General features: G+C 54.7%; 17 protein-coding genes and 2 pseudogenes. 14 read left to right on the top strand and 5 right to left on the bottom strand.

All coding sequences use genetic code 11. From position 1 onward, the window contains the following. From Q0711_RS11530 to ruvC, 4 genes are all read left to right on the top strand, one after another. Positions 1-303 (top strand): photosystem II biogenesis protein Psp29 (locus Q0711_RS11530; protein ID WP_298616158.1); only part of this gene is annotated, 303 nt, incomplete at its 5' end. Next, positions 290-1,036 carry an HAD family hydrolase gene (locus Q0711_RS11525; RefSeq protein ID WP_298617805.1) on the top strand — a complete coding sequence of 249 codons (747 nt, stop codon included), beginning with the start codon at positions 290-292 and terminating at the stop codon, positions 1,034-1,036. The genes Q0711_RS11530 and Q0711_RS11525, both read left to right, overlap by 14 nt. Beyond that, the gene (locus Q0711_RS11520) at positions 1,033-2,235 is read left to right on the top strand and encodes an NAD(P)/FAD-dependent oxidoreductase (protein ID WP_298616153.1); all 1,203 of its coding nucleotides are present in this window, start codon (positions 1,033-1,035) and stop codon (positions 2,233-2,235) included. Before Q0711_RS11525 ends, Q0711_RS11520 begins: the two co-directional genes overlap by 4 nt. A gap of 5 nt (positions 2,236-2,240) precedes the next feature. Continuing rightward, positions 2,241-2,720: a crossover junction endodeoxyribonuclease RuvC gene (ruvC, locus tag Q0711_RS11515; protein ID WP_298616151.1), complete on the top strand. Its 480-nt coding sequence runs from the start codon at positions 2,241-2,243 to the stop codon at positions 2,718-2,720. On the opposite strand, the gene Q0711_RS11510 is transcribed toward ruvC, so the two are convergent. Then, a complete protein-coding gene (locus Q0711_RS11510; protein WP_298616149.1) occupies positions 2,670-2,939 on the bottom strand; it encodes a hypothetical protein in 270 nt (89 codons plus the stop codon). The genes ruvC and Q0711_RS11510 overlap by 51 nt on opposite strands. A 112-nt stretch (positions 2,940-3,051) precedes the next feature. Between Q0711_RS11510 and Q0711_RS11505 the strand changes: the two genes are divergently transcribed. Genes Q0711_RS11505 through Q0711_RS11490 form a run of 4 tightly spaced genes read left to right on the top strand, consistent with a single transcriptional unit; the run spans position 3,052 to position 6,654 of the window. Then, complete coding sequence (locus Q0711_RS11505) at positions 3,052-5,097, top strand: flavin-dependent dehydrogenase (protein WP_298616147.1); 2,046 nt, start codon at positions 3,052-3,054, stop codon at positions 5,095-5,097. A 19-nt stretch (positions 5,098-5,116) separates the two neighbouring features. Continuing rightward, on the top strand, positions 5,117-5,551 hold the full coding sequence (locus tag Q0711_RS11500) for a hypothetical protein (protein ID WP_298616144.1): 435 nt from the start codon (positions 5,117-5,119) through the stop codon (positions 5,549-5,551). An 18-nt stretch (positions 5,552-5,569) separates the two neighbouring features. Beyond that, the gene (locus tag Q0711_RS11495; protein WP_298617801.1) at positions 5,570-6,211 is read left to right on the top strand and encodes an NAAT family transporter; all 642 of its coding nucleotides are present in this window, start codon (positions 5,570-5,572) and stop codon (positions 6,209-6,211) included. Positions 6,212-6,231: 20 nt separating this feature from the next. Then, on the top strand, positions 6,232-6,654 hold the full coding sequence (locus Q0711_RS11490; protein WP_298616140.1) for a gamma-glutamylcyclotransferase family protein: 423 nt from the start codon (positions 6,232-6,234) through the stop codon (positions 6,652-6,654). Here the strand turns inward: Q0711_RS11490 and aspS are convergent. Then, positions 6,651-8,441 (bottom strand): aspartate--tRNA ligase, encoded by a 1,791-nt coding sequence (gene aspS, locus Q0711_RS11485; protein WP_298616138.1) that lies wholly within the window; start codon positions 8,439-8,441, stop codon positions 6,651-6,653. The two genes, Q0711_RS11490 and aspS, sit on opposite strands and share 4 nt — an antisense overlap. 259 nt (positions 8,442-8,700) lie before the next feature. On the opposite strand from aspS, the gene Q0711_RS11480 reads away from it, so the two are divergent. From Q0711_RS11480 to Q0711_RS11470, 3 genes and pseudogenes are all read left to right on the top strand, one after another. Continuing rightward, positions 8,701-8,952 (top strand): hypothetical protein, encoded by a 252-nt coding sequence (locus Q0711_RS11480; RefSeq protein ID WP_298616136.1) that lies wholly within the window; start codon positions 8,701-8,703, stop codon positions 8,950-8,952. Between the two features lie 65 nt (positions 8,953-9,017). After that, a complete protein-coding gene (locus tag Q0711_RS11475; RefSeq protein WP_298616134.1) occupies positions 9,018-10,757 on the top strand; it encodes a mechanosensitive ion channel family protein in 1,740 nt (579 codons plus the stop codon). A gap of 2 nt (positions 10,758-10,759) precedes the next feature. After that, positions 10,760-11,610 (top strand): annotated as a pseudogene (locus Q0711_RS11470) (NAD(P)/FAD-dependent oxidoreductase). Here the strand turns inward: Q0711_RS11470 and Q0711_RS11465 are convergent. The 3 genes from Q0711_RS11465 to Q0711_RS11455 are packed head-to-tail and all read right to left on the bottom strand — an operon-like array spanning position 11,544 to position 13,451. After that, positions 11,544-12,305, bottom strand: coding sequence for a BMC domain-containing protein (locus Q0711_RS11465; protein ID WP_298616131.1), 762 nt, complete (start codon positions 12,303-12,305; stop codon positions 11,544-11,546). The pseudogene Q0711_RS11470 and the gene Q0711_RS11465 sit on opposite strands and share 67 nt — an antisense overlap. A gap of 8 nt (positions 12,306-12,313) precedes the next feature. Continuing rightward, positions 12,314-13,069 (bottom strand): pantothenate kinase, encoded by a 756-nt coding sequence (locus Q0711_RS11460; protein ID WP_298616129.1) that lies wholly within the window; start codon positions 13,067-13,069, stop codon positions 12,314-12,316. Then, positions 13,050-13,451: an AbrB family transcriptional regulator gene (locus Q0711_RS11455; RefSeq protein WP_298616126.1), complete on the bottom strand. Its 402-nt coding sequence runs from the start codon at positions 13,449-13,451 to the stop codon at positions 13,050-13,052. Before Q0711_RS11455 ends, Q0711_RS11460 begins: the two co-directional genes overlap by 20 nt. Positions 13,452-13,952: 501 nt before the next feature. Between Q0711_RS11455 and Q0711_RS11450 the strand changes: the two genes are divergently transcribed. From Q0711_RS11450 to Q0711_RS11440, 3 genes and pseudogenes are all read left to right on the top strand, one after another. Continuing rightward, positions 13,953-15,089 (top strand): ABC transporter permease, encoded by a 1,137-nt coding sequence (locus Q0711_RS11450; RefSeq protein ID WP_298616124.1) that lies wholly within the window; start codon positions 13,953-13,955, stop codon positions 15,087-15,089. Positions 15,090-15,135: 46 nt separating this feature from the next. Continuing rightward, complete coding sequence (locus Q0711_RS11445; protein ID WP_299042661.1) at positions 15,136-16,311, top strand: SpoIIE family protein phosphatase; 1,176 nt, start codon at positions 15,136-15,138, stop codon at positions 16,309-16,311. 73 nt (positions 16,312-16,384) lie between these two features. Next, positions 16,385-17,231: pseudogene (locus tag Q0711_RS11440) on the top strand (hypothetical protein); the annotation flags it as partial.

Genomic DNA, 17,231 nt, shown 5'->3' with positions numbered 1-17,231 from the left:
CACAGCCTCAACCATGAGGGGAAATATAGCCGCCTCCATGCCGTGGGACTGTATGCCTTTTTGCAGCAGTTGGCGGGGAATGTAACAGCAAATCTCAATGAAACATTGGATCAATTGGCACCGCTGGTTAAACTACCCATTGAGAGAGTCAAGCGCGATCTTGAACTCTACCGCAGTAACCTTGACAAAATGAATCAGGCTCGCAGTCTAATGAAGGAACTGGTGGAGCAAGAACGCAAGCGACGTGCCCAGCAAGCCGCTTCTCCCCCTGTCGTGGATGCCAGTTCCGATGCGCCCGCTTGAGCCGCCTCAACTCATTACCCTCGATGCGGTTGGGACGCTCTTCGGCCTCAGGGAATCCGTAGGTACTACCTATGGCCGTTTTGCTGCGGCAGTGGGGGTTCAAGTGGATCCAGCAGCACTGGATGTGGCGTTTTTTCAGGCCTTTAAGGCTGCCCCCCCTTGTGCTTTTCCTTATCTGGAGGCCCCCCAACGCTCAGAGGCTGAATTCAAATGGTGGCAAGCGGTTGCGGCAGACACGTTTCGACGTGCGGGCGTGCTGGATCAATTTGCCGATTTTGATACGTTTTTTGCCCCGGTCTTTGCCTACTATGCCACGGCTGAACCGTGGGTGCTTTATGGGGATGTCTTACCTGTTTTGACAGATTGGCAAGCGCAGGGCATTCCCTTGAGGGTGGTGTCAAATTTTGATAGCCGTTTGTACGGTATTTTAGAGACCTTGGGGTTAGTGCCGTTTTTTAAGGGGGTATGGATTTCCAGTGAAGTGGGAGCGGCAAAACCGGATCGACTCATCTTTGAGCGGGCAGTGACCCCCTATCCGACCTCTCAGGTGTGGCATATTGGCGATAGTTGGGAGGAGGATGTTCTCGGTGCCCAAGGCGCTGGTCTGCAAGCAATTTGGCTGCGGCGCGATCGCCCATTGTTGCCGGATCCGACCCTGAACGCGACTCTAGCCGTGCCACAAATTGCTGACCTCACAGGGGCGCAAGTTATACTGAGGGGGACAGCGTCATGACAGAATCAGCAGTGACTAGTCAAATTTGCATTCTCGGTGGTGGCTTTGGTGGGCTTTATACCGCCCTACGACTTGCCCAATTCCCTTGGGATTCCTCTCCAGAGATCACCCTTGTCGATCACAGCGATCGCTTTGTGTTTACCCCCCTGCTCTATGAACTGATTACTGGGGAGCTACAGGCATGGGAAATTGCGCCGCCTTTTGTGGAGTTGCTCAAGGAGACTCCCGTGGTTTTTCATCAGGGAACGGTGGCCGCTGTCGATCTCAAGACAAAAACGGTGCACTTGAGCGAGGGCAACCCTCTCACCTATGAAAAACTGGTTCTCGCCCTAGGGGGGGAAACCCCAAAGAATAGCATCCCCGGTGTGGCGGAGTACGCCTTGACCTTCCGTACCCTTGGGGATGCTTACCGCCTAGAGGAGGTGCTGCAACGGTGCGAGCGCTCCGATCGCGATCGCATTCGGGTTGTGGTGGTGGGTGCAGGGCCAAGTGGGGTGGAATTGGCCTGTAAACTCGCAGAGCGCTTGGGGAGCCGCGGGCGCATTCGCCTTGTGGATCGCAACCCTGAGATTCTCAAGTCTTCCCCAAAGTTTAATCGCAGGGCGGCTCTGCGCGCCCTCGAAGACCGTGGGGTGTGGATTGATTTAGAGACAACCCCTGTGGCGGTGACAGCAGATCGCATTTCGCTGCAATACAAAGACCGCGTGGATGAGCTGCCTGTGGATATTGTGCTGTGGACGGTGGGGACAGCGGTTTCACCCGTGATTGCTGCCCTTGACTTGCCCAAAACAGCGACGGGTCGCCTTCAGGTGATGCCCACACTCCAAGTTTTGGATCACCCAGAGATTTTTGCCCTTGGAGACGCTGCGGATGCGGTGGATGACCAAGGACAAGCCATTCCCCACACAGCCCAAGCGGCGTTCCAGCAGGCAGATTATGCCGCTTGGAATCTTTGGGCAAGTCTGAGCGATCGCCCCCTCCTTCCCTGTCGTTATTCCCACCTCGGTGAAATGCTCACCCTGGGCACCGATCGCGCCGCCTTGGCCGGTCTGGGACTGACCCTTGATGGCCCGCTGGCCTACTTGGCGCGGCGACTGGCTTATCTCTACCGCATGCCTACCCTAGAACACCAACTGAAGGTGGGGCTACACTGGATGGCGAAGCCGATTTTAGATCTGTTGACCGGCATTGCAAACTAGAAGGTGTGCGCATCCTTGGCTTAGACCCCGGCCTTGCTACCCTTGGCTATGGCTGTATTGAGGTGCAGGGCAACACCTGCCAAGTGTGTGATTTTGGCGTCATCACTACCCCTGCCCATACCCCCATGGGCGATCGCCTCCAGAGTCTCTACAGCGATCTGCACACCCTCATTCCCGCCCTCCAACCGGATTGGGTGGCTTTGGAGCGGCTCTTCTTCTACAAAATGAGTCACACAATTCTGGTTGCTCAAGCGCGGGGTGTGATTCTTTTAGTGCTCAGTCAACTCCACTGTCCCCTCATGGAATTCACTCCTCCCCAAGTGAAGCAAGCTCTCACCGGCTATGGCAATGCCACGAAAATGGACATGCAACAGGCGGTGCAACGGGAACTCCATCTCAGCCACCTACCCCAGCCCGATGATGCTGCTGATGCCCTAGCAATCGCCCTCACGGCGAGTCGTCACTGCGACGGTATCAATGGTTAACCACGCAACTTCTACGGCTTCACTGAGCCATTGACGTGTTTTGCGATCCAGTAGGTCATCCTCTGCAAGTACCCATTCCTGAATCTGGGCCAGACTGTGGCCTTGGGCACGGCAAATCATAGTTACGCCGGCGATCGCTGCGGCAACCACCTCTTCACTAACCGGCTGCTGGCTGAGGGCCGCCATTTCTTCAAGAGTCCTTGGAATGGGATAATGCATAGGGCAACAGGGGAATTCTGAGAAATCGTAAACTCTCTTAAACTGTTTAGTACAGTGCAGTTTACGCCAAATTGTGCCCTTGTCAAGCTCCCTAGCAGACTTTTGAAACAAAATGCAAGAACTCCTATACCTTGAGGTACCCACGCCCGATACCCCAGCAGTCATTCGCTGGCTACACCACACTTTTCAGCCACGTTTAGGCACCCTTGTCCCCAAAAGCAGTGGCGGCTGTTGGCAGGTTCCCAATAGTCCTACAGAACTCGCCATTTTTTTTTGGAGTGTGCAGCGTACTACGTATCTCAAGGTGATGCGCTGGGGAGAGCAGCCTTTTCCCCAGGAGCGTGCCTGTGTCCAACAACTCCAGCGAGCGCTGCGTTTGGCCTTTCCTCTGCAACCTGAGGTTCTCCCCCCTTGGCCTGCGGGCCAGAGCATTTTTGAAGCCTTGGCCGATCGCTATCCGCTGACGGTGAAATACTTCCAACGCATGCCCCAAGGTGAGGCAGATCTAGAGCGCGTCTATTGGTGGGAACAGCGCTGGCGTCAAGGGGTACAACAGCCCACTCCCCCTGTTCCTGTTCTGCACAGGGCAACAACGCTTTGTGAGACGCCGAGCTATGACTTAGTCTATGTGGGGGGCGCTTTGGGGGTGGTTCATGCAGCAGTGATGGCGCGGTTGGGCTATCGGGTGCTGGTGATTGAACGGTTGCCGTTTGGCCGTATGAATCGCGAGTGGAATATCTCCCGCATGGAATTTCAGAGCCTGATTGATCTGGGCTTGTTTACGGCTGCGGAGTTTGAGAGCCTGATTGCCCGCGAGTACCGCGATGGCTTTAACAAGTTCTTTGATGCCACTAGCCCTCCCCATTGTCGGGCACCTGTACTGCACACCCCAACCGTGCTCAACATTGCCCTCGACTCGGCAAAATTCTTGCATCTATGTGGAGAGAAACTGCGCCAAGCGGGCGGTGAGATTTGGGATTGGACGGAATTTGAGAGGGCCACGATTCATCCCAATGGTGTGGTGGTGCAAGCACAGCATCGCCAGACCCAAGCACCGCGACAGGCGATCGCCCGTGTTCTGGTGGATGCGATGGGTACTGCCTCCCCCATTGCGCGGCAACTCAACGGCGGTCGGGCTTTTGATAGCGTGTGTCCCACCGTGGGAGCGATCGTCAAAGGAATTGCCCCGCAAGTTTGGGATGGCGATTACGGCGATGTGCTCTTTAGCCATGGCGATATTTCCCGAGGACGGCAACTCATTTGGGAACTGTTTCCGGGATCAGGGGAAGAGCGCACGATTTATCTTTTTCACTACCACCGCATTCAGCCAGCGTTTCCCGGCTCTTTACTGGAACTTTACGAAGACTTCTTTACGATTTTGCCGGAGTACCGCCGCTGCGATTTAGACCAACTGACTTGGGTCAAACCGACCTTTGGTTACATTCCCGGCTACTTTAGCCACCATCGGGGCGATCGCGCCGTGGCCTTTGATCGCGTCTTGGCCATTGGGGATGCCGCCTCGCTCCAGTCTCCCTTGGTATTTACCGGTTTTGGCTCCCTGGTGCGCAACCTGCCGCGCTTGACGGATCTGCTGGACACCGCCCTGCGTCACGACCTTGTGCAACAACCATTCCTCAACCAAATTCGCGCCTACCAAAGCAATACAGCCGTGACTTGGCTCTTTTCGCGGGGAATGATGGTGCCTAGCGATCGCCCCCTCCCCCCGGCGCGCGTCAATGCCATGCTCAACACCTTCTTTGGCATCCTTGGGCAAGAATCGCCGGAACTGGCTGATCGCTTTATTAAAGACCGCACCGGTTGGCTTCCCTTTAACCGCATGGCACTGCGAGCTGCTTGGCAAAATCCCGGCCTTCTCTGGTGGATCTACGAAATGGTGGGGCCTTGGGATCTGCTGCGTTGGCTGCACAGCTACCTCAGTTTTAGCTTAGATGCCCTGTACCATGCCCTCTTTGGTTTCTGGCTTCCCCCCTTGATACGCTGGTGTCAACCGTGGCTTGAACCCTTGGCACCGCAACTGTGGTTTTGGCTTTTGGTGCAAAGCTATGCCCTGAGCTACTCGGTGGGGCAACCCCGCCTTGAGCGTCCCTTAGCACCCCCACCCACCCCTAAAGTTGATCAAGCCGTTTCCCCTCGCTAACCTTGGGAACAACAGTGTTGTGGAGAGAACCGCAGTGAATGCAGCAGAGCAGGCAGTGACGGTGCAGATGGCCAGTAAATTGGGAGCGATCCTCCACCTCTTCAAGCAGTGCAGTCCCGATCTGCGGGCAGACCTGCACCCTTGGGCCGATGACCCCCACACCCGCCACTGGGTGGATCCGGATTCAATTGACATTGGCTTTCACCTCCCCGGTTGGAGTCGCCGCTGGCAAGCCCGCAGTTTACTCCTGCAAATCCGCCTCCATGGCGATCCAGACTCTCCTCGCCGCCGTGCCATTGGTCTAGAGATTGTGGGTTTTAGCTATATGAGTGAGCAGTGGCGTTTCAGCAGTATTGGTCAGGGGGTGTTTAGCGGGCACAATCTTCCCAGCGCAGACCTGCGCAATCAACTGCGCTCCATTAGCCATGAGATTATTGCTGTGCTCAATACTTGATTTTTGCAAAAAACATCAATGGTACATCCAACCTTCTCTTTTTTGCTGGGAACCCTGGCTGCCTTGTTTCCAATTGCCGATCCCATTGGTGCCATTCCCATCTTTTGTACTCTTACGGCGAAACATCCCGCCAAATACCGTCGCCAAGAAGCTCAACAAATTGCCTTCAATGTCTTTGCCGTTTTAGTCACATTCTTTCTGGTGGGTAAGTTTATCCTCAGCTTCTTCGGAATTTCCTTAGCTGTGGTGCGTATTGCGGGAGGACTGATTGTGGCTCACACTGCTTGGCAAATGGTAACTTCTCACCAACGCTTGACGTTTCAGGAGCACGCAGAAGCAATTGACAAAGAGGATATTACGTTTACACCAATGGCTGTTCCTTTGATTAGTGGGCCGGGGGCGATCGGCGTGACCATGACCCTATCCACGCGCTGCCAAGTTTGGGAAGAGTATCTTGGTTGTGTGCTGGGGATTGGTCTTTTTGGCGGTGTGGTCTATGTTTGCCTTGCTTTGGGCGAACGACTCCTGCGAAAGTGGGGCAAAACTGGTGTGGGGGCACTCACCCGGATTCTCGGATTTTTTATTCTGGCGATCGCTGTGCAGTTAATTGCCGACGGCAGTTTGGAATTCGTCAGGGCAAACCTATATGAAACTCGCTAATTGACTTATTCCTTGACAACATGACGCTACTACGCCTTTTTGTCTATGGCACCCTCAAACCCGGCTATCAACCCCATGACACCCTCTGTCGGCCTTGGCTAAGTGAGCATCAACCGGCGTTGGTAAGAGGCCGCCTTTATCATCTGCCAATGGGGTATCCCGCTCTCACGGCTGAAGAAGGGTGGGTACGGGGAGAGTTATTGATCTTTGATGACCCCCCTCCCAACGTATTGGCGCGACTCGATGCCTTTGAAGGCTATAACCCTCAGTTGCCTCCCCACCTGAATCCCTATACTCGCCAAGAAGTGCCGGTGTATGACCTGAATTATCACCCCCTAGGCACGGCAGGGGCGTACCTCATGAGGATTGAGGACGTGCGGCAGCTTAAGGGAGAGTGGCTGCCAGAGGGAGTATGGAATCGGCCAACGCATCTGCGTGCCTAGACTTTTTTTGCGGCTTTGGCGGGCGTCACATGGAGTTCCTTGAGTTGCTGCGGTTCCACGGGGCTGGGGGCACCGGTGAGGAGACAACGCGCTTGCTGGGTTTTCGGGAAGGCGATCGTGTCGCGGATGGAGTCTTCACCCGCTAGGAGCATGACGAGACGATCTAGACCATAGGCAATGCCGCCGTGGGGAGGAGCGCCAAATTCAAAGGCCTCCAACAGAAAACCAAATTTTTCTTGAGCCGCCGCTTCATCAAGGCCAATGGTTTCAAAGACGCGGCGCTGTAACTCCGACTGATAGATGCGCAAACTGCCGCCGCCCACTTCGTAGCCGTTGAAGATCAGGTCATAGGCTTGGGCACGGGCGGTTTTGAGATCATCCAAGTCAGCGGGATGAGGAGCAGTAAAAGGATGGTGCAGCGCCTCAAGGCGCTTTTCTTCGGCATTCCACTCGAACATGGGAAAATCAACTACCCACAGAAGATGGAACGCCGTAGGATCAATGAGATTAAATTCGCGGGCAATGGTCTGGCGCAGGCGATCGAGGGTTTTATTGACGGTTCCGGTGTCCCCGGCCCCAAAGAGGAGTAAATGCCCCGGCTGGGCACCGGTGCGCTCTAGAAGCGTGGCCTTTTGCTCTGAGGAAAGGTTGTCCTTGATGGCGCCAATCGTGTCAATCTCGCCGTTATCGCGAACACGAATGTAGGCCAGCCCTTTGGCACCGGCAGCAGTGGCCTCTTGGAAGAGATCGCCGCCGGGTTTAATCCGCACATTGGAGATGCGATCGTTGCCGTGGGGAATGGGCAAAATTTTCACCACCCCCCCTTGGGCGATCGCCCCACTAAAGACCTTGAAACCGCAGTCTTTGAGAATATCAGAGACATCTACGAGTTCGAGGCCATAGCGGGTGTCGGGCTTATCGGTGCCATAGCGATCCATGGCCTCTTGATAAGTCAAGCGGGGAAAGGGGCGGGGTAGATCAATCCCCTTTACGGTTTTGAAAATGTGGCAAATGAGGGCTTCGTTGAGATCAAGAATTTCGTCTTGATCCATGAAGCTCATTTCCATGTCCAGTTGGGTAAATTCGGGTTGGCGATCGGCACGCAGGTCTTCATCGCGAAAGCAGCGGGCAATCTGGTAGTAGCGATCGCACCCCGCCACCATCAACAACTGCTTGAATAATTGGGGCGACTGGGGAAGAGCAAACCATTCCCCCGGATTCACGCGACTGGGCACTAAGTAATCGCGGGCACCCTCCGGCGTCGAGCGGGTGAGAATGGGCGTTTCCACTTCAATAAAACCCGCCTCATCCTCGAGGAACCGCCGCATAGCTTGAACAACCCGATGGCGCAACTGCAAATTTCTGGCCATCCGTTCCCGCCGCAGATCAAGGTAGCGGTAGCGCAGCCGCACCTCTTCGCGCACCTGTTCATTCTCGCTGCTGGAGATGGCAAAGGGGAGTTGCTGGCGCACCGTATTGAGCACCTCAATGTGATCGGCGTAGATCTCAACGTCGCCCGTGGCCAATTTCGGATTGACAGACTCCGCCGGACGCTGGCTGACCCGACCAATGACTTTCACCACATACTCACTGCGCAGGCGATCGGCTTGAGCATAGGCATCGGGAGTACGCTGGGGGTCACTGACAATTTGGACAATGCCGGAGCGATCGCGCAAATCAATAAAGATAACGCCGCCGTGATCTCGCCGCCGATCCACCCAACCGTAGAGGGTGACCCTTGTTCCGACATCCGTTAGCCGAACATCGCCACAGTAGTGTGTGCGCATAGACCCCAATGGTTTGTGAGTATATTGGTAAAGCCTTATTATTTTAGCGGTTCACCGCCCTACCGTTAGGGATTTCTCCCCAAAGCATCAGAGGTGGGTAGGCAGAGGGGCTTTAGAAAACACAACAGAAATTTACATTACTTAATGTGGATTTCCTAACTTTAATTGCAGCTTTGGCAGATTCCGCCCCAATTGCCAAGGGGCAACGTATGGTAGTAGAGAGGCAAAATCTAAAGAAAACCTTAAAAGGAGGGCAAGTATGACCCCCTCTCTCCTTCGGCAGTTCTGGCACTTTGTTGAGCAAGCACAGGTGGGACGATTGTTGAGCATGGATGACCACACCCTACAGGGATGGCTGGTGGCACAGTTTAGTGATGTGTATCCCCTCGAGCACAGCCAGCGCCATCATCTGGAGTGCTACATTGCCTCGCGTCTTGCCTTGATTCGCGATGTGGCGAGGGAGCGCGTTCCCGGCAATTTTGGCGATCGCCCCTCGGGAACCTTGAGCTGAGTGAGTCCTTCAAAAGGCCAGAGGATAGCTTTGGCAATTGTGGCTCTACAGATCAGTACGAGCGGATGATCAACGTGCATCAACGACGATGGCGGTGGGGGGCGATTGCCCTCGTGGCGTTTTTTTTCACCCTTCTCTCCCCGTGGATCAGTGTTGCTCAGGTTGCGCTACCGGGAATTAGCCAAACCCCAGTTGTCCCTACACCCCCCGGCGTCACCCGCCTTGGTGAACTGGAAATTACCGATGTCCGCTTTGATGGCAGTAGTCTTTTTACAATTGCTGCGCCGACGGTTCGCGATCGCGCCCATCCCGGCAATGTAATTCCCGTTGAAGTGCGAGCCGAACTCATTCAATCCAATCTACGGCGGGTGCTCCACAGTGCCCTTGACCGCAGACGGCGATCGCCAGAATTGGTGAACATCGGTGTTGCCCGCCTCAATAATGTGCTGGTCATCAGTGCCCGCATTGGTCAAGCCGAACGCACCACTCGCCTGCTGACGGTAACAGAAGCCGACAGCGACTACCATCAACTGCCTCCCGACACCCTCGCGCAGCAGTGGCGGGATATTTTGCAAGAGCAGATGAACCGAGCAATTCAGGAACGCACCTATGCAGCGTTGGTGGCGCAAGCTAAGCAGGCCGTTCTTACCTTTTTCACAGTGGCAGGGGCAAGTTTAATCTTATGGATTGTGCAGCGGTTTCTTATTCGGCAACGCCAGCATCTGCAACAGCAACTCGACACAACTCCCCCTGAAACCCCAGAACCAGAGTGGGTTTTATCTCTCCTGCCGCATCTACAACACCAGTTCTTTCTCAAGCAACGCATCCAGCTGATTAGCCTCGTGCGGTATCTGCTGTTGTGGGGACAAGTCGCTCTGTGGCTGCTTGGTTTAGCGGCAATTTTGCGCCTCTTTCCCATGACCCGCTGGCTAAGTTCCCAAGTCTATGGCCTGCCCATTCTGTGGATGGTGGTGTGGTTTGGCACGGGGCTGCTGAATCAATTTGCTGACTTGGCTTTTGATCGCCTTCGGGTATTCTGGGAGCAAAATAATCTGCTCAGGTTTGCCGATACGCAGCGCAGAACCCTGCGGGTGAGCACCACGGTGGAGGTGATGCGCAGTTGTAAGACCGCCGTGATCTATCTCACTCGACTCGTAGTCATCCTTGGCTCTTTAGGGATGCCGGTTTCCTCCATCTTGGCGGTGGGAGGCTTTTTAGCCTTGGCCATTTCCTTGGGGTCACAAAACTTGATCAAGGACATCATCAATGGTCTGCTCATTGTCTGGGAGGATCAGTACGGCATTGGCGATGTGGTGGAAATTGAACCCTATTCAGGCATGGTGGAAAACTTGAATTTACGCATTACGCAGTTGCGCAACGCGGAGGGTAAGCTGATTACCATTCCCAATAGTACGATTACCAAGGTGGCCAATTTAACCCGTACTTGGTCGCGGGTGAATCTTGAACTGTGGGTAGATGTGGGGACCAATCCCGATCGCCTGTTGTCCTTGCTCAATGACCTAAGTATCCGTTTTTACGAAGAACCTGAGTGGCAACTCAAGATGTTGGAGCAACCGGAGATTTTAGGGATTGATCAGATTACCGCCAGTGGCTTACTCGTGCGCATCTGGATTAAGACACAAGCGGGACAACAATGGGCTGTGGGGCGGGAGTTTCGGCGGCGGGTGCTCAACCTCATGGCCGCAGAGGGGATTGCTGTGGGGCGGTTGCATCAGCAGCTTCACTGGGCGCGCGATCGCAACGGCAAAGATGAAAATACCCATCCTTCGCCCTTGGAATCTTGATCGTGGGTCGGCACATTTTGGTTATCGGCAGTGGTGCCGCTGGATTTTTAGGGGCAATCGCCTGTGCTACGGCGAATCCCCGCGATCGCGTGACTATTTTAGAAGCTGGGACAACGGCACTGAATAAAGTCCGCATCTCTGGCGGTGGCCGCTGTAGTGTCACCCACCACTGTTTTAATCCGTCGCCGTTGTGCAACACTATACCCCGTGGCGGTCAGGCCTTACGGGGTGCCTTTAGTCGCTTTCAACCCCAAGACACAATCGCCTGGTTTGAGGCGCGGGGGCTTCAGTGGCTCTGTGGTCTTGAAACTCTCGGCATGGGAGACGCATGCCTTGGCGGCGCACCACTATCGCGGCACCTTGGTTGTGAATTGGCTCCCCCCTCTGTCGCTGCCGCAGCTTCAAGCGGAGTTGGCAGCCTGTCGTACCCATGCCCCCAAGCGGGCGATCGCCAACCATTGTCCCTTTCCCTTGCCGCGTCGCCTCTGGAGCTACTGGACAACCACCGTGGGAATCCCCGCCGAGCAACCTTGGGCACCTCTCAGTAAAAAACAACTGTTGGCCTTGGCGGAGGCGTTACACCAAGGTTCATTCGCGATCGCTGGCCAGGGCACTTTCAAAGGGGAGTTTGTCACCCGTGGCGGCGTTGCTCAAGGAAGTAGATTTCAAGACAATGGCCAGTCGTTGCTGGGAAGGTCTGTTCCTCGCGGGGGAAATTCTCGATATTGATGGTGTGACGGGGGGTTTTAACCTACAAAGTGCGTGGACAACGGGCTGGATTGCGGGTCAGGGATTGGCCGGGGGTTCGACGGGCACCGTTTCGGCCGGGGCTGCTACGGCCACACTTTCTTGAGCGGTACCTTGAAGGGCAAGGGGTTCGCCCTCTTTTTGCTTGAGGGTGAGGGGTAGCCGCAGGGGTTGCAGCTCGCCTTGCAGAGCCGGTGCCAAGGGCAAGGATTGATCCAAATCCTCAAGGGGACGGGGCACTAGCATTACAGCATGGAGTTCCCCAATGCGATCGGCTTCTGCCATCCCTGCTTCAAGGGCGATCGCCGTATTGGAGGCCGTACCCCGAATAATAGCCGTACACAGACCGGCGCCAATGGTTTCATAGGCGGTCAGCATCACATCCGCTGCTTTGAGCATGGCATCCGCCGCCCCCACCATGGCCGGAAATCCCCGTGTTTCCAATAAACCAACTGCATGGCTACTGAGGCGATGGCCGCGATGTTTAGAGGCAATCTGGGCCAGCAGACTCCCAATGGGGAGAATTTTCTCAAGGTTGGGATCCGGCCTTGGAATGACCAAGGTACTGAGTTCTTGACCAAATTGCTGCGCCCGTTCGGCGCCTTCTTCCACCGCAAGGCGGACATCGGCAATTCGGCCGCGCACAATGGCCGTACAGTGGCCACTGCCAATTTTTTCGTAGCCCACAAGGAGCACATCAGAGGATTTAAGCATGTGATCGGCAATGCCAACGATCGCCGGAAAGCTCTGGGCGGAGACCAGTCCCAAGGCTAAATCCGTAAAATCATGACGCCGCTCCATTGCCTGAATTAGTCAATCCTTTCCATTGGTTGCATCTCTATCTTAGCGGTTGAGTTGCGGAGAGCGCGGATACCCCAAAAGGCAAGATGATCATCCTCGCACCAGCGGTGTGGGTCTAGAAATGTTTTTAACAGTTGACTAATCAAGGAGCGATCGCCCCCGGTCACAACCAGCGTCCCTTGGGCGTACTCCTCAAAAAAGGCGCCAAGGTAGGCGTGTAAAATGGCGGCAGTGCCGTAGTAAAGACCGCTTTCAATGGCTGTGTTGGTAGTGGTGCCCCAACGGGGCGGGGCTTCTGTGGGAAAGGCTACGCAGGGTAGAGCTGCCGTGTACTCCGCCAGTGCCCGCGCCATTAATCCGAGGCCGGGGAGAATCACGCCGCCCGCAAATTCGCCACGAGCGTTGGCTAGGGTCAGCGTTAGAGCAGTGCCTGCATCCACAACACACACCGGTGCGCCATAGACCTGCAGCGCGCCCCAGAGGGCAAGGGCACGGTCAATGCCTAGGGTTGGATACATCCGCGGAATGGGAATATCCTTCAGGGTAAGGGCGATCGCTGTTGGATAAACTTGGTGCAGGGGCAGAGAACCGACACTCGCACCCCAACAGGGGAGGTTGGGATAGTCTTGGGCAGGGTTGTGAGCAAATTCCCCAGGGGTGAGGTGCCAAGTTTGGCTTAAGTGCTCACCGCTAAAGAGCGCCCAGTGCTGCCGACTATTGCCGATAATCAGGGCGAACCAGTGATTACTCTGTTGCAGTGCCATCCACCTCTTCTGCATCTATGAGATACAGATGAATATGTTTATAGCCCTGCTTAATTTTGAACGTGTCCCCCGGCTTTAGGTTCATGGCTTTTGTATAGGCTGAACCAATGACAATCTGGCCATTTTGGTGCACTTTGACCCGATAGGAGGGCGATCGCCCCCGTCCTGATTGATGATTGACCTCTTCTTCCGATGACTCTACTTTTATTCCCCTAGCGGCAAGTACCGCCTCATAAAACTTCCCTAAGTTGACACGCACCTCACCTGATTTTGTTATCCGGCAGTAGCCACAGAGTTTTGCGGCTTCCTTGGGAGACACAGAACCCAGTTCATTTAATCGCTGTAGAAGTGCTTTACCAGTTAGGGGCTTGTTTTTTTCCATCCGCTCTATATTTCCTCTACCAGAACGCTATTCAAATCAATCAGTAAAGTAACTCCAGACCTTTTCCCAACGGTGGCACACGCTCAAAATTGTGAAAGCCAAGGTGGAAGAGAATTATCCCCCTTCCTGCATCCCATGTTTGCGAAAAGGACTGTGAGTTCTTCTTGAATTAGGCGGTGCCGATACTTTATAGTTCACGATTAGGTTTTTCAAAAAATCGCTAAAGTGATTGATTTGTACTAAGCTACCTCTTTATTCGATCCATATGGTAATCCTTTTAACAATGCGTTAATTTACATTAATTAATATAATCGGGTAATTATACCAAGTCTATTTAACAACAAAAGTGATTTTGTATTAGTTTGTTAATTTTTATTACATCACCGCACAGCAGAATACCTCTCCCAAAACACGGGACGGGGTAGGTTTTGGGATTCAATCCACCGGAGAATCCATTGATTATTAGTGTATAGTACCAATACTCTGGGGGATAAGTGACGAATGACTCCTTGGCAAACATTGCGGCGTAATCCTCTGGTGATGTTTAGTTTAGGGATGTTGCTGACGCTGTACCTGCTGGCAATTGCCGCTGACTTTGTAGCGCCCTATAGTCCCTATGCCTTTCAAGTGGACGGTGCCCTGTTACCGCCCACCCGCATTTACTGGCGCACCCCGGCGGGTCGGTGGATAGGTCCCCATGTCTATCCCACCCGCTTGGGGCCTGTCAGTTTGGAGACGGGCAAGCGACCCCTTATCGTTGACTGGGAGGAACCCTCACCCATTCGCCTCTTTGTCAAGGGCAGCGCCTACCGCTTCTTGGAAATTACCTTGCCCCTGCCGACACGCTGGAGTCTCACAAATCCCCAACTCGAGCCACGGACGATTTTTGCGGGGTTTCCTTGCGATCGCCATCTCTTTGGCACGGTGGGCAAGGGCTACCTGAATCTTTTAGGAACGGATGACCAAGGTCGCGATCAGTTGAGTCGGCTCCTCTTTGGTGCCCGCATTAGCCTCAGTATTGGCCTTGTGGGGGTGGCGATCGCCTTTCCCATTGGCACCCTTGTGGGGGCGATTTCTGGCTACTTTGGCGGCTGGCTAGATGCAGTCTTGATGCGGGGCGTTGAGGTATTGATGACGCTGCCGACAATCTATCTGCTGGTGGCTCTGGCGGCGGTTCTCCCTGCGGGACTCAGGAGTGGTGAGCGCTTCCTGCTCATTACCGTTATTACCGCTTTTGTGAATTGGGCGGGGCTGGCTCGGGTGATTCGCGGTCAAGTGCTCAGTATCAAGGAGATGGCCTTTGTGCAAGCAGCGCAGCTCATGGGGGGGCGATCGCTCTACATTATTGTGCGGCATATTATTCCCCAGACAGCGACCTACGTGATTATTGCCGCAACCCTCTCCATTCCCAGCTTTATTGTGGCGGAATCCGTCCTGAGCCTCATTGGTCTAGGGATTCAGCAGCCGGATCCCTCTTGGGGCAATATGCTCTCTTTGGCCACGAATGCCTCAATCTTAGTCTTGCAGCCGTGGCTCGTTTGGGCACCGGCCACACTGATTGTGCTCACGGTGCTCTGTTTCAACATTGTCGGCGATGGCCTGCGGGATGCTCTTGATCCCAAGCGGATACAAAAATAGCCAAGGCCCTTGGGATACACTAGGGGGAGATTTTAAGAATTAGGCTATGAGTGGCGATCGCCGGCCCTATCAAATTCTGGTTATTGATGATGATCCCACCACCCGCCTCTTGCTGCGGAAAACCCTCAAAGATCTGGGCTACGAGGTCGCCGTGGCAAGTCATGGCCGCGAGGGGATTGCGATCGCCACTGCCGAGAAACCGGCCCTGATCATCTGTGATTGGATGATGCCCGAACTCGACGGCCTAGAGGTCTGCCGTCAAATCAAGCAAGATCAGGAACTCTCCCGCAGTTTTTTTGTCCTGCTCACTGCCAAAGGGGAGGTGGAAGACCGCATTCAGGGCTTGGATGCCGGTGCCGATGAATTTTTGTCAAAGCCCATTGATCCTAACGAACTGCGGGCACGCATTCAAGCAGGCTTGCGTCTTTATCAACTCAACCAAGACCTGCTCAAGCAAAAACAACTCCTAGAGGCTGAACTCCACGAAGCCGCTGCCTATGTGCGATCGCTCTTGCCGGCACCCCAAGAGGCTCCCTGTAAGATTAACTACTACTTCTTGCCCTCCAGTCAGTTAGGTGGGGATTGCTTTGACTTTTTTTGGGTCGGCGATCGCTATCTAGTGCTCCACATTCTCGATGTTTCAGGACATGGCTTAGGCGCTGCGCTGCCTTCGGTCTCTGTCTTGAACCTGCTGCGCAGTACAACGCGGGAGCAAACCAGTGGCAGCTTTGATTATCTACACCCTGCCCAAGTCCTCGAAGCCCTCAACAGCGGCTTCCAAATGACAGATCAGCAGGAAAAGTATTTCACGATTTGGTACGGCGTGTACGATCGCCAAACCCGGCAATTGACCTATGCCAGTGGGGGACACCCGCCGGCACTCCTGCTCACCCGTGAGGCTGACCAATGGCAAGCTACCTTCCTGAAGACACCGGGAATTCCCATTGGCATGTTTGCGGACATGGCCTTCACGGAAGCAACGATTGCGGTGCCTAGCCCGGCAGTTCTCTACCTCTTTAGTGACGGCATCTACGAGTTTGAAACAACCGACAATAAAGTTTGGGGACTCGAAGCCTTTAGGGCCTTGCTCATGGCTGCCCACACCCAAGATTCCGTGCCCTCATTGCCCCAATTAATGGCCCAAGTGCAGACCCATGCAGCGGCCCATGCCTTTGGCAGTGATGATGTTTCATTGGTGCAAGTGGCATTTCCGGCGGTCTAAATTGGCATCGAAGATTGCATAATGTAGCGTCTTCTGTGCAATATCCTAGGCAGTGGCAGAGTGAAAATGAACTATGGGCAGATGGGAGTTTTTACTGCAAAAGGAGGGCGATCGCGCGTGGTTGCCCCTAGAGCCACCCTCGGCGGAAGTTTTGGAGGGCAGTTACCGCTTGATGGCGCGCTGTCCTGTTGCCGAAGCCTCTGTGGAAGTGCAAATTACCCATCTTTACGATGACCAAGGCGTGCCCAAGCAACGCTATCAACGCCGCACCCATCGGAGTAGTTCCACAGGACTCATGGGTATTTTGCCCTTTACGTATTTGCAGCCGGGGCGTTGGGAATTTCAATGCCGTGTGGCACAACAGGGGGTACTGGATTCAGAGGGGTTTGCGATCGCCCTTGATGTCCTTGCCCAGAGCGAAGAGTGGGAGTTGCCGCCCCCAGAAACCTTGCCAGCCGTTCCAGAGCAGCCAGTTAAAGCTGCCGAACCCTCCCAACCTCAAGCACCCTCCCCTGCTGAGCTGCCCACAACGCTGATTGAGTTGCCCCAAAGTGCCTATACGATCTTTGCCGATGAAACGCTGGTTTTAGAGGGCACGGTGGCAGTTCCCGGTACGGTGGTGATTCGTTTGCGCAATCCTGCCACCCGCGATGTGGTGCAGGAGCAATCGGTGCCGGCGATCGCCCGCGAGGGGAAATGGTCTTTTCGCTGTACACTCACGCCCTTAGCCAATTATCCGGTCATGGTTGGGGAAGCCCGCCTCCTCCCCAATGATCCTCTAGAGCACAGCGATCTCCGCCAAGTCCAAGCCTTTATGGTCACGGTGTTACCGGCACCCGAGATTCCGGCTGTCTCCGCCCCACCCAAGAGTAAAACAGTCACCGGCCCGCAGTTACCCATCTTAGGGGATACTACCCTCG

The organism is uncultured Thermosynechococcus sp. (genome assembly GCF_937958135.1).
GTDB lineage: Bacteria > Cyanobacteriota > Cyanobacteriia > Thermosynechococcales > Thermosynechococcaceae > Thermosynechococcus.
This window is presented reverse-complemented; position numbering and strand designations above follow the sequence as displayed.